The organism is Daejeonella sp., from assembly GCF_030684675.1.
In the GTDB taxonomy this organism is placed as follows: Bacteria; Bacteroidota; Bacteroidia; order Sphingobacteriales; family Sphingobacteriaceae; genus Daejeonella.
Genome location: NZ_JAUXXZ010000036.1, coordinates 1 through 14,463, shown reverse-complemented (window position 1 = coordinate 14,463; position 14,463 = coordinate 1). Strand labels below are relative to the sequence as shown.

Below are 14,463 nucleotides of genomic sequence, written 5' to 3'. Positions count from 1 at the left end.
CTATATTTGTATAATAGTATTATGAGTATGTTTAATTCTGTGTTATTGTTTATGAATATCGGAGGGCCGGAGATGATCCTGATATTCCTCGTTGTTCTATTATTATTTGGGGGTAAAAAACTTCCGGAGCTTGCCCGTGGATTGGGTAAAGGTCTCAGGGAGTTTAAGGATGCATCTGATGGAATTAAAAGAGAAATCCATAATAATATCAATAGCGTAAATGAGGTTGCTGATCAGGTAAAATCTGAAGTTCAGTCAGCAGCAGATTATGTAGATACTGAAACCTCTGCTGTAACAGGCTATCCTAGTCCTGATGAGGCTGTTCTGGAGCATGGCTATGCATCCCAAACAGAATTGGATCAGGAAAATAGCACTCCTGTTGCAGGATATGAACCTGAAAATAATACTGCTGATGCAGGTTCAGAAATTCAAACTAATCCCGATGAAACGGGGCTTGAGCATACAAAAATCGCACATTAAATAAATTATTATGTCAAATTCAATTTTATTATTCGCAGGACTGGGAGCCACTGAAGTTATCTTAATTGTCGTGGTAGTGCTGTTAATGTTTGGTGGTAAAAAAATCCCTGAGCTTATGCGCGGATTGGGTAAAGGAATTAAAGAATTCAAGACTGCTCAAAACGGTGAAGGTGAGACTCCTGCTTCTACTTCAAAAGACCAGGAGACTAAATAATATAATCAATCTGGAAATATTTCCTCCGGTGATATCTTTGCCGGAGGAAACTTCTATTTTAAAATAATTGCCTTATTTGGAATCTATAGAGACGATAGAAAGCCAATCCTGGCTTAATAACAGGTATGAATTTTGTTAACATCTTGTTGCAAAATCATAAATTTAGATTTCTATTAACACAATATTTGAGGCATGGAAGGTATTTCTTCTCTTTCCAAAGTTCAATCTGCTCTCGCAAAGCATGATAAAGAATTTACATTACCACTTCTGGTTGAACATTACTTAAAACGTATTGACGAAAAGCGGGAGCTGAATGCTTTTGTAGAGGTCTTCACAGATGAAGTGCGTTCTGAAGCCTTACGGATTCATCAAAAGCTGAATTCCGGCCAGGCAGGTAGACTTGCAGGCATGGTAATAGCCATAAAGGACAATATTTGCTATAAGGGCCATAAAGTCTCTGCCTGTTCAAGAATACTTGAAAATTATGTTTCTCCTTTTTCTTCAACGGTTGTTGAGCGGCTTCTTGCCGAAGATGCATTGATTATTGGGCGACTTAATTGCGATGAATTTGCAATGGGGGCTTCCAATGAATCTTCTTATTATGGTCCCGTAAGAAACAATGCCGACAAAACCAGGGTTTCAGGCGGTTCCTCAGGAGGTGCTGCTGTTGCTGTTCAGGCTGGATTATGCCTTGCAGCTTTGGGTACAGATACAGGCGGATCGGTTCGCCAGCCAGCGGCATTTTGCGGGGTTGTGGGATTAAAACCCAGCTATGGCAGGGTTTCAAGACATGGAATTATTTCTTATGCCTCCTCTTTCGACCAGGTTGGGCCAATCACAAATTGTGTTGAAGATGCTGCTATTCTGCTTGAAATTATCGCCGGTGCAGATAATTACGACAGTACAGCCTCCCAAAGGACGGTACCATCTTATACTTCAGAAAATAAGGAAGTTAAAAAGGAAAAGATTGCTTATTTATCGGAAGCGCTGCATTCTAAAGGGCTTGATCCTGAAGTTAAACTTGCTTTTGAAAATAGTATAAATTCTTTAAAAGCTGCCGGTCATGTAGTCGAACCTGTTTCTTTTGAATTTCTGGAGTATGTTGTTCCAACCTACTATATCCTGACAATGGCTGAAGCTTCTTCTAATCTGGCAAGGTACGATGGGGTACATTATGGGTACCGCAGCAAACGTTCCTTTGATCTGGAATCAACCTATAAGACTTCCCGCTCAGAAGGGTTCGGGGCTGAAGTGAAGCGAAGAATTGTTCTCGGAACCTTTGTTCTTAGTGCCGGATATTATGATGCTTACTATTCAAAAGCACAAAAAGTGCGTAGATTGATTCGCGACAAGACTAATCAAATATTGGAAGAGTATGATTTTATTATGCTACCTACCGCGCCAACACCAGCCTTTAACATTGGTGAGGAAAGTGATGATCCGGTGGTGAATTATCTTGCAGACATATTTACTGTACAGGCTTCATTGGCAGGTATTCCTGCAATTTCCTTACCTGCGGGCAATAATACTGCTAATTTGCCGTTAGGAATGCAGTTTTTAGGCAAGCGATTCGGGGAAGCTGATCTGTTGGCTTTTTCAAAAAAATTTCAGAACCTGCTGAAGGCAATATAAGGCTCTGGCTTCTATAGGAATGGTTTTTAATCCGGTAAATTTGCCGTACTCTATTTTTAAAATATGAGAAAAACGATAATTACTGTATGTTTTGCAACATTATCCCTGATATTTTCTATCCAGGCCTCGGCCAGTTTAAGACAGGATTCGGTTCTTCTGAAACATTCCGGTAATCTAGTAAGCCAAAGAGATACCTTTTTTACCCCAAGTACTGTACCTGATCCAGTCCTGAGCTATCAGAACCTTGTTTATAAAAACAGACTTGAGTCTATCCAAAAGGACGTTTCATTGAGCTATAATGAGCATGTTCAGCACTATATTGACATTTATACGGGAAGAAAGGAACAGATTGGGAAGATGCTCGGCTTATCTGAATACTACTTTCCAATTTTTGAAAAAGCATTGAAAGAGGCTGGTATTCCCGAAGAACTTAAGTTCCTTACGGTTGTAGAATCAGCACTGAACCCTCAGGCAGTTTCCAGATCAGGAGCAGTAGGCCCATGGCAGTTTATGTATCAAACAGCAAGAGGTTATGGATTGATCATGGATAATTATACCGATGAGCGTAAGGATCCGGTGAAGGCAAGTTATGCAGCAGCAAGATATCTGTTTGATGCTCATGCCAGAATTGGTGACTGGCTTCTGACCATTGCCGCATTTAACTGTGGTACCGGTGCTGTAACCAGGGCCATTGCGAAATCCGGCGGAGTAGCTGATTTTTGGAAGGTAAGACCGTTTTTGCCCGTTCAAACTCAGAATTATGTCCCTGCTTTTATAGCTACCGTTTATTCAATGAAGTTTTTTAAGGATCATGAAATTTCTGTTAAACCTGCGGGCTTCAGTACATTGACTGATGTGATTCCGGTTAATAAAAGGATTTCGATCAGCAGTATAGCCGCCGCAACAGAGCTGGATGTAAAGGAGTTACTCCTTCTAAATCCTTCTTTTAAAAAGGAGATTGTCAATGGGTCTGCATCAACACCAGTACCACTGGTGCTTCCTTCAGTAAAGAATAATACATATACATCTTTATATGACCTTTTTAATGGAACGGCTGAAATGGCTGAACCGGCACCTCTGGTTGCTTCAGTAAAAAAGTCTGCTCCTTCAAGAACTGAACTGTCAAAAAAAGCAAGTCCATATTTATACTATACCGTAAAACCAGGGGATACTCTTTCTGAGATAGCTGAAAAAAAGGGTTCAACGGTAAGTAAAATAAAAATCCTTAACGGACTTAAAAAGTCGTCAATAAGTGCCGGAATGCGACTTAAAATCAATAGAACTTAATTTTCTGAGATTCATATCTGCTTGTGTTTGTTTATTCCAGCCATAACGAAAAGAATTGTAATTTTGCCCAACTGACCAATTCCTAAACTTAATGAGCAAAACTAACCGTAAACAAGACGCATTGGACTACCATTCTCATGGCCGTCCCGGAAAAATACAGGTTGTACCGACCAAACCAACAAATTCTCAACGTGATTTATCACTGGCCTATTCACCCGGTGTAGCAGAACCCTGCCTTCGGATTGCAGAAAATAAAGAAGATGTCTACAAGTACACCGCAAAGGGGAATCTCGTGGCGGTAATCAGTAATGGCTCAGCCGTACTTGGTCTGGGAGATATTGGCCCGGAAGCCGGAAAACCTGTGATGGAGGGTAAGGGATTACTCTTTAAAATATTTGCTGATATCGATGTGTTTGACCTCGAACTGGATACCCAGGACATTGATGAATTTGTGACTATTGTAAAAGCGCTTGAGCCGACTTTCGGTGGAATAAATCTGGAGGATATCAAGGCTCCTGAATGCTTTGAAATTGAGCGTCGTCTTAAGGAGGTGATGTCGATACCGGTTATGCACGATGATCAGCATGGAACCGCAATCATTTCTGCAGCCGCACTAATCAATGCCTGTGAATTGCAGAAAAAGAAACTTGATAAAGTTAAGATTGTAGTAAATGGTGCCGGTGCGGCAGCAATTTCCTGTACCCGCCTGTACGTAAGTCTTGGGGCCCGAAAAGAAAATATTGTGATGCTAGATCGCTCAGGAGTTATTCGTAATGACCGAGCGAATCTTGAAGGTACCAAAGCTGAATTCGCCACTACCCGTAAGATTAATACCCTTACAGAAGCAGTTAAAGATTCGGATGTATTCATTGGGCTTTCTTCTCCGGATATCTTAACTGCTGAGATGCTTAAAACGATGGCAAAAAATCCAATTGTTTTTGCGATGGCAAATCCCGATCCTGAGATTGCCTATGAACTGGCAATTAAAACCCGTAAAGACATTATCATGGCTACCGGCCGGTCTGATTATCCTAATCAGGTAAATAATGTTCTCGGTTTTCCGTATATCTTCAGAGGGGCACTCGACGTAAGGGCTACCGGAATCAATGAAGAAATGAAAAAGGCAGCAGTTATCGCAATCGCTGAACTGGCAAAGAAAACGGTTCCTGAATCGGTTAATCTTGCTTATAACTTAAAAAATATAAAATTCGGAAAAGATTATATCATTCCGAAGCCTATTGACCTCCGCTTAATTACTTCAGTATCACCCGCAGTTGCCAAAGCAGCAATGGATTCAGGTGTCGCCCGCAAGGGGATAAAAGACTGGGAAGCTTACAATGAGGAATTGAAAGCCCGTCTTGGTCTTGATGATAAATTGATGCGGACGATTACGAATAAGGCTAAGAGTGCACCTAAGCGTGTTGTTTTCGCAGAAGCAGATAATTATAAAATTCTAAAAGCAGCACAAATTGTTCGCGATGAAGGTATTGCCATACCGATTTTGCTTGGGAATAAAGGGCTGATTAGCCGGATCATGCTTGAGAATGAGCTGGAACTGGATGGAGTAAGTATTATCGATCCGCTTGATGAACTTGAAAAAAGCACCAAATTTGCTGAATACCTGTACAAAAAACGTCAGCGTCGTGGAATTACCTTGTTTGAGGCTAAAAAATTGATGCGTGACCGAAATTATTATGGTGCTGCCATGGTACAGTTCGGAGAAGCAGATGCTTTGATCTCAGGATTAACCAAAGATTATCCTTCAACCATCAAACCTGCACTTCAGGTGATTGGTATTGAAGAAGGAGTTAACCGTGTTGCAGGAATGTACATGATGCTGACAAAAAAAGGTCCTGTATTTTTTGGAGATACCACAGTGAATGAGAATCCAACGGTCGATGAACTGGTTGCCATTACTGCCCTGCTTGATCATTCTGTCAGGAAGTTTAACATTCAGCCAAGAGTTGCAATGCTATCTTATTCAAATTTTGGATCGAATGATGGAGCAGTCCCTGAAAAAGTACGTCAGGCAGTAAAAATATTGCATGAAAAGTATAAAGAAATTACCGTTGACGGAGATATGCAGGCAAATTTTGCGATGAATCCTGACCTGCTTCAAGATAATTATCCTTTCAGTACCCTGGTTGGTGCGCCTGCCAATGTATTAGTATTCCCCAATCTTGAATCAGGCAATATTGCCTATAAATTATTGCAGGAAATAGGTGGTGCTGAGGCAGTAGGTCCAATCTTGCTGGGACTGAATAAACCAGTACATATTTTGCAGTTGGGTAGCTCGGTGCGTGAAATAGTGAATATGGTTACGATAGCTGTAGTGGATGTTCAGACAAAGGAGCAGGAAAACTCAGTGCTTGTCAATCCTCGGGTAAAAGGTATATTTAAACGGGCTTTAAAAAAGGGATAGATTTTAACCTGCTGAATTATTTTGAATTAATATTAATCTGAAAAGATGTACGCATATATAAACGGTAAACTGGTATTCAAATGCCCAACCTATGTGGTCATAGACACAGGTGGCATTGGTTATCACATTAATATTTCGCTGAATACATATGCGGCGTTGGAGGAGAAAGAACATTGCAAGCTGTATACCTGGCTTCATGTAAAGGAGGATGCACATACCTTGTATGGCTTTTATGAGGAGGGTGAGCGCCGTTTGTTCCTTCACCTCATTTCTGTTTCAGGAATCGGGCCCAATACAGGCAGAATGATATTGTCGTCGATCACACCGTCTGAGATCCAGGCAGCCATCGTTAAAGGGGATGTACCTTTGATTCAAAGGATCAAAGGTATCGGCCCCAAATCTGCACAAAGGATGATACTCGAACTACAGGATAAGTTAAAAAAGGAAGGCCCTGACTCACTCATCTCTATGCCTGTTCATAATACGGCTAAGGATGAAGCGTTATCAGCTTTGGTTATGTTAGGGTTTAACAAAAATATTGCTGAGAAGTCGCTTGAAGGCGCAATCAAAGCTTCTGCAGAAAATTTATCTGTCGAAGCTTTGATAAAAATTGCTCTTAAAAGCTTATAATTAAATCAATATCATTTTAAATTGAGAAGTGCTGCTACTTTTTGCCTGAAGAGTTTTTTTTGTGTCTTCCTTCTTCTGTTTGCAGGACGGATAATGGCTCAGAATACTCCTGCTGCAAAAGACACAGTTAAACTTATGTATCCTTTTAAGGATTCCAAAACACTGCAGGTCAAGCCGCAAACAGGGATTATTCTTCCTAACCCATCTAATATTCAGAGAAGTGTTGAATTTGATCCGGTATCAAAACGTTATATCATACGAGAAAAGATAGGAGAGCGGCTTTATCGTGCTCCCCAGTATCTGAGTATAGAAGAGTATCAGAGATATGAAAATGAACTGATCAAGCGCAATTACTGGCGTGAACTGGCGGATCTTCCACTTTCGGAAGCTCGTGAACCAGGTTTCATCCCGCCTGTGATGGTAAACAGTAAATCTTTTGAAAAATTATTTGGAGGAAACACAATAGAAATCCGCCCTCAGGGATCCGCTGATCTTACTTTTTCTGGTCGTTTAAGCCGGAATGAGAATCCATTGTTCAATGAAAGGCAGCGCAGGCAGGGTAATTTTGATTTCGACCAGCGGATACAAATGAATGTGGTGGGGCAGATTGGTGAAAAAATGAAGATCAGCACCAATTATAATACGGAAGCCCAGTTTGATTTCGAGAATCAGGTCAAGCTTGATTATACAGGGAAAGATGATGAGATCATCAGAAAGATAGAGGCCGGTAACGTAAGTCTCCCATTAAGCTCTTCCCTCATCAGCGGCAGCCAGGCTTTGTTTGGATTGAAGACCCAACTGCAATTCGGAAAATTAAATGTAACCAGTATTTTTTCACAGCAAAAATCACAGCAGAAAGAAATTACAATCACCAATGGTTCACAGCAAAATGAATTCAGTATTTCGGCGGATAATTATGAAACCAACAAGCATTATTTCCTGGCCCAGTATTTCAGGGATAATTATAATAAAGCCCTTGAAAATATTCCGCTCAATAGCTCCAATATTAATATTACAAAAATAGAAGTCTGGATCACCAACCGGGCAAACAGCACCGTAAATTCAAGAGATGTTCTCGGTTTACTGGATTTGGGTGAAAATAAGGTTTACAATACTTTTCAGGTTCAGGGTGGTCAGGGTTTTTCGGTTCTGCCTTCAGGTTTTGCTGGTCCGGGCTTCGGTCAGCAGTCAAATAATTTGTTACAGGTTCTTCCGCCGGGAGTACGACAGACCAATTCCAATGATGCAATTTCCTTTTTTCAGGCAGCAGGCGGCGGTACTGATAACTTCGCTAAACTCACTTTTGCCAGGAATCTTACCGATAAGGAATATATATTAAATCCCCGCCTTGGATATATTTCCCTGAATACCCAATTAAATGCTGATGAGGTGCTTGCGGTTGCTTTTCGATATACAATCAATGGAGTTGAATATCAGGTAGGAGAGTTTTCAACGGATAATCCAGTGAATAACTCTACTCCGGAAGTTTTATATGTTAAGCTTTTAAAGAATGAAACTCTGAAAACCAGTTTGCCAACCTGGGATCTGATGATGAAGAATATTTATACTCTTGGGGCATATCAGGTTAGTCGCAACGATTTTAAACTAAACATTTTCAGGCTTGATGAGGAAACAGGCATAGAAAAACCACAGATCACTGAGGGGCAGAATACCAGTAATAAACTATGGATACAGATGACCAATCTGGATAATCTGAATCAGCAGAACGATCGTAAACCGGATGGTTATTTCGATTTTCTGGAGGGTATTACTATCGACCCCCAGAATGGTAGAATCACCTTCCCTTTGGTAGAACCTTTTGGTTCTGACCTGGCTAAACGTTTTAATCCGGTATCTGAGCGAAATCTGATTGATAAATATGTTTATCAGCCTCTGTACGATTCCACAAAAGTGATCGCTCAGCAACTATTTGCCAGATTGAACAGATATCTGATCAGGGGTACCTATCAGTCGCAGGGTGGTTCAGAATTTCAGTTGAACTCCATTAATATCCCACAAGGTTCGGTACAGGTTGTTGCAGGATCAATGCCATTGCAGGAAGGAGTCGACTTTACGGTTGATTATAATATTGGTGTGGTCAGAATTTTAAATTCGGCTCTTTTGAGCTCAGGTCAGCCAATACGAATCAAACTCGAAAACAATGAACTTTTTGGATTACAGCAGCGTTCGCTTACAGGTACACGTTTTGATTATCGTGTAAATGATAAGCTGAATCTTGGTGGTACCTTCATGAATCTGACTGAAAAGCCGCTCACTCAGAAAGTGAATATTGGGGAGGAAGCCATTTCCAATACGATATGGGGTATAGATGCAAGTTATAATTCTCCCTCCAGATGGCTGACACGGATGGTAGATAAGATTCCGTTCATCAATACCAAGGAGCCTTCCAGTATCACATTTAATGGGGAATATGCCAGTCTGGTTCCGGGGCATCCAAGAGCACTGAATTTTGCCGGAAGCAGGAACGGGGCAAGTTACCTCGACGATTTTGAGGCAAGCAGGTCGATGATCGACATAAAAAGTGCAATATCCTGGCAAATCGCCGGTACCCCACAATTTTTTCCTGAATCAAGGCTCAATAATGACCTGGCATATGGTTATAACCGGGCCAGACTTGCTTTTTATAATATCGACCCGATATTTTTCCTGACAGGAAATACACTTACGCCTGATAATATCAGACGGGATAAGAATGAATTATCAAACCATTATGTCCGTCAGGTTTTTGAACGGGAGGTTTTTCCTTTTAAGGATTCCAATACCGGTCAGGCAATCATTCTGCCAACCTTCGATCTGGCTTTCTATCCTACAATCAGGGGACCATATAATTTCACTACCACTGGCCTGACTTCTTCAGGTACTCTCACCAATCCGCGAAGCAGGTGGGGTGGGATATTCAGAAAATTAGAAACGAACGACTTTGAAGCACTGAACATTGAGTTCATCGAAATGTGGATGCTTGATCCATTCATTTACAATACAACCAGTGCAGGTGGTGATCTCTATTTCAATCTGGGTAATATTTCCGAAGATATTCTGAAAGATGGAAGGAAAAGTATGGAAAATGGCTTACCAATAGATGGGAATACTGCAAAGACAGAAAGCACCATTTGGGGAAGGGTTCCAAAACTTCAACCGGTTATTCAGGCATTTGACAATAACCCTACAGCAAGACAGTTTCAGGATATAGGTATCGATGGACTGAGTACTGCAGACGAAAGACAGCAATTCAGTTCCTTTTTGAATCAGGTAAAAGCCAGTATTAATCCTCAGGCTGCAATTTCGATTGAAAGTGATCCGGCATCAGATGATTATCAATATTACAGGGGATCAAACCTGGATCAGGCCAATGCAGGTATTTTAAAGAGGTATGAAAAATATAATAATTCCGAGGGAAACTCAAAAACCGCCCAGCAATCACTTGATCAGACAGGAATTGAGAATACCGCAGCAACATCATTTCCTGATGGAGAGGATATCAACCGGGATAACAATTCGACACAGGCAGATGAGTATTTTCAGTACAAGGTCTCTATCCGGCCTCAGGATCTGCTTTCGGTAGGAACTAATTATGTTTCAGACATCGTTCCCGCAACGGTAAGACTGGCTAATGGAACACAGGAAACGGTCAGGTGGATTCAGTTTAAAATTCCTATTGCAGAATATTTGCAAAAAGTTGGAAATATTCAAGATTTCAAATCTATTCGCTTTATTAGGATGTTCATGACTGATTTTGCTGACACTACTGTAATGCGTTTGGCAAAATTACAATTGGTTAGAGGAGAGTGGAGAAGGTACAATTCCGAGAATAACCCGTCCAAGGTTATCGCTGATCCTTCACTAATCAATCCCGGTCTCGACAATTCAATAATTGATGTCAGTGCGGTGAATATTGAGGAGAATGGTAAACGTACCCCGATACCGTATGTGCTTCCTCCGGGAATTACCAGAGAGATAGATTATACAAATTTCAGAGGCGAATCCCGCAAGAATGAACAATCACTGGCATTAAGTGTCAGAAATTTGCGGGATGGATACGGACGTGCTGCATTCAGAACTACGATGAATGATTTCCGTTCCTACAAGCGTCTGGAAATGTTCATTCATGCTGAGGGAGATCAGTTACGGGATAATGACCTTCGGGCATTTCTAAGGGTGGGTACTGACAATCAGGACAATTATTATGATTATGAGATACCGTTAAAAGTTACCAGTCCGGGAACCAGTGCCCCAGGTCTGATCTGGCCCGACCAAAATAAAATAGATGTGGAGTTGAGATTGTTTTTGGAAGCAAAAGCAGCTCGGAACAAGGCTATTTTTAATGGCCAACCATGGCCAATTAATCGCCCTTATGTTTATCAGGATGGACAGAATATCATCACTGTAAAAGGGCAGCCAGATCTAAGTAAAGTACGTGTTTATATGCTCGGTGTTCGTAATCCATTGCGAAATTTAGCAAGTCCGGGTCTTGATGACGGACTCGATAAATCAGCTCAGATCTGGTTTAATGAGATGCGGTTAACCGATTTTGATGAACGTGGAGGCTGGGCTGCAACCGCCAGGATGAACGCAAAACTTGCAGATTTCGCAGATGTAACGATCTCAGGTAGCAAGAGTACTATTGGCTTCGGTTCTATAGATCGCAGGGTAAGCGAGCGAAACAGGGAAGACGATATGCTCTTTGATCTTTCCGGCAATGTAGAACTTGGTAAATTCTTCCCAGAACGTACCGGATTAAAAGTACCCATGTACGTGAATTTCTCAAAACAGGTAGCATCACCGCAATATGATCCAAGAATTCAGGATACCGAGTTTAAAACCACCCTCCAGAATTCTTCGAAAGAAGTACGTGATTCATTGAAATTCATTACTGAGGATTATACGGCAAGGAAGAGTATCAATTTTACGGATGTCAGAAAGATAAAAACCAATCCTGAAAGTAAAACCCGACTATGGGATATTGAAAATTTGAGTGCCAGTTATGCATTTAATGAGTTTAACCACCGCGATTTCATCAATGAGAGTACCATTCAGAAGACCTATCGTGCCGGATTACAGTATAATTATTCCAAACAAGCCAAAAGTATTACTCCTTTCGAGAAGTTGATCAAATCAAAGAATCTTTCATTGATCAGGGATTTTAATTTCAGTCTTTTACCATCAATTCTGAATTTCCGGATAGATGTTGACCGATTGTATTCTGAAAATACTTTGCGGGATAATGACCCCAATAACTTCCTTCCGATCAATACCAATTTTAATAAAAACTTCCAGATGTCACGTCTCTACGGCATCAGCTGGAACCTGACCCGATCTATGCAGATAGATTTTAATGCAACAAATTATTCTATTATTGATGAGCCTGAGGGCAGAATAAATGGGTTAAAACGCGACACACTCTGGCAAAACCTCATGAAGCTGGGTCGGACCACAGATTACGGTCATACCATGAACCTGACCTATAATGTTCCTATTAATAAAATCCCGGGGCTGGACTGGATTACACTGGCAGCCCGTTATGGTTCGGGTTTTAACTGGCAGACAGAGCCCTTGTTGACGATGAATGACCCAAGGATTAATGTGGGAAATACGATTCAGAATTCACGCACAGTCCAGCTCAATCCTACATTGAGTATGGTTGCTTTGTACAATAAATTCGGCTTTGTCAGAAGTATGAACCAGGCTGATAAAAGCAAAGCGGCAGGCTTCCTGATTAATCTGATTACCAGTCTGAAAAATATCAGCGGGGCATATACCAAAACCGAGGGAACCTTCCTACCCGGATATCTTCCAAAAACAGGTTTCATTGGGCAGGATTTGAGTTTAAATGCTCCGGGTTATGATTTTATTTTCGGTGGACAGCGGGATATCAGAACCCGTTCGCTGGATAATGGCTGGATCACCCGGGATTCATTACTGAACCAGCTATACATTAATACCATTAAAGAAGATATGAGTTTCAGGGGCTTGATTGAGCCTATCCGTGACCTTAGAATTGAACTGACCGCCACCAAAAGCCAGAGTTTTAATTATTCAACAAATTTCAAATTTCTTCCCTCAAGTAATAGCTTCGAAAATTTGAGTCCGGTTACTACCGGAGACTTTAATATTTCCTTTTTCTCGATGAAAACCGCATTCAGTAAGGAGAATAAGTTAAACAATTCTTCGCGTCTGTTCCAACAATTTCAGGAGAACAGAGCCATAATCTCACAGCGCCTTGGAGCACAGAATCCAAATTCTTCGGGCTCAGCCGGAGGTTTTGCTGATGGTTATAACAAGAGCTCGCAGGATGTTTTGATTGCCTCTTTCATGGCAGCCTACACCGGCAAGGATGCAAATAAAATTTCACTCAATCGGTTCCCCAAAGTGCCAATTCCTAACTGGAGATTTAGCTATAACGGACTTACGAAATATTCTTTCTTCAATGAGATTTTTACTTCTGTTGATATTAATCATGCATATCGGTCACTTTACAGCGTGAACGGATTTAATTCACTGGTACGTTACCAGGAATCAAATGGTGCAGCTTATGTGAAAGATGCCAGCGGAAACTTCCTTCCTTTTTATCAGTTTTCACAGATAACCTTATTTGAGCAGTTCCTGCCATTATTTGGGGTGGATGTAAGGCTGAAGAATAATATGACGCTGAATCTGGAGTACCGTAAATCAAGGGCTCTCAGTTTTAGTTTGTCGAACAGCCAATTAGCACAACAAAAAGAAGACGGAGCAGTTTTTGGGATGGGCTACCGTACCACTAAATTCCGTTTCCCTTTTGGATTATTCAAGTCATTGAAACTTGATAATGACATGAATTTTAAAATGGATTTTGCCTTAACTGACCGTAAGCTGGTGATTTACCGGGCAGATGTGGAAGACGCAGAGGTTTCATCAGGAGCGAAGAACATCACCGCCCGGCCATCAGTTGATTATGTACTAAATCAGAGATTTACTATGAGGTTGTTTTATGATGGCAATATTACCAAACCATATACCTCGCAAACTTTTAATACGTCCTTCAGCAATTTCGGAGTTAATTTAAGGTTTAACCTGTAATAGGGTTTTAGCTAAGCTTTGCACACACCTTTCCATCCTTTCTACTACTGGTTATTATATTTATTAGCTAGTGAAATCTATTCAATTGTTCATGAGTCCGCTCAGGCTCTTTGGGTTACTGCCTTTGCAGATTGACAAGCGTTTTTGTCAGATTCAAGCCTACGCTGATATGAAAGTATATGATGCTTGTAGGAGGTTCCTGCTTTCGCAGAATGACACACATTGTTGTTGGGGAGGGGGGGCGAGGAGATTCCAGCCTTCCTTGGAATCGCAGTGCTGAACTGTATGATAATAGATGTTTCCTTTTGCTCATTTTTTGTTTTATGCAGTGCTGAAATAGTATGTTTTTATACTTAAAATACATATTATCACGTTTTGTAAATTGTTTTACTAATAAACATCTGCAGAAGTGTAATCTACCATAACCCTAAAGGGATGATCTTGCTGCGGATTGGTTAGTTAAATTAGCACTAAACTGACCGATTTCAGCGAAGGCTGGAATCTCCTTTACCAATCCAACGATTTGTCATTCCGAAAGTTGGAACCTCTTGAATCTTTAGGAAATTCCATTTCAAGCTTTCCATGTCCTTGCCTGAATATGTTGACCGAAAATAGAGGTTTATAAACAATAAACCAAAATGAGATGGCAACAGTCAGTGAATATGAAAGATTAACAGTTCAGCAACGCAAGGTGCGTTATTTTAATGAAACCTTTAAGCGTTTG

7 protein-coding genes are annotated in these 14,463 nt (G+C 40.9%); all 7 read left to right on the top strand.

The window, feature by feature from the left end:
- Positions 1-51: 51 nt before the first annotated feature.
- Positions 52-480, top strand: coding sequence for a twin-arginine translocase TatA/TatE family subunit (gene tatA / locus Q8M41_RS07640; RefSeq protein ID WP_305364659.1), 429 nt, complete (start codon positions 52-54; stop codon positions 478-480).
- A 10-nt stretch (positions 481-490) separates the two neighbouring features.
- Positions 491-694, top strand: a complete 204-nt coding sequence (gene tatA / locus Q8M41_RS07635; protein ID WP_305364658.1) for a twin-arginine translocase TatA/TatE family subunit — start codon at positions 491-493, stop codon at positions 692-694.
- Between the two features lie 192 nt (positions 695-886).
- Positions 887-2,326 (top strand): Asp-tRNA(Asn)/Glu-tRNA(Gln) amidotransferase subunit GatA, encoded by a 1,440-nt coding sequence (gatA, locus tag Q8M41_RS07630; protein WP_305364657.1) that lies wholly within the window; start codon positions 887-889, stop codon positions 2,324-2,326.
- A gap of 63 nt (positions 2,327-2,389) precedes the next feature.
- A complete protein-coding gene (locus Q8M41_RS07625) occupies positions 2,390-3,613 on the top strand; it encodes a lytic transglycosylase domain-containing protein (RefSeq protein ID WP_305364656.1) in 1,224 nt (407 codons plus the stop codon).
- Between the two features lie 91 nt (positions 3,614-3,704).
- Positions 3,705-6,035 (top strand): NADP-dependent malic enzyme, encoded by a 2,331-nt coding sequence (locus Q8M41_RS07620; protein ID WP_305364655.1) that lies wholly within the window; start codon positions 3,705-3,707, stop codon positions 6,033-6,035.
- 45 nt (positions 6,036-6,080) lie between these two features.
- On the top strand, positions 6,081-6,665 hold the full coding sequence (gene ruvA / locus Q8M41_RS07615) for a Holliday junction branch migration protein RuvA (protein WP_305364654.1): 585 nt from the start codon (positions 6,081-6,083) through the stop codon (positions 6,663-6,665).
- A gap of 93 nt (positions 6,666-6,758) precedes the next feature.
- Positions 6,759-13,739, top strand: a complete 6,981-nt coding sequence (sprA, locus tag Q8M41_RS07610) for a cell surface protein SprA (RefSeq protein ID WP_305364653.1) — start codon at positions 6,759-6,761, stop codon at positions 13,737-13,739.
- Positions 13,740-14,463: the final 724 nt, after the last annotated feature.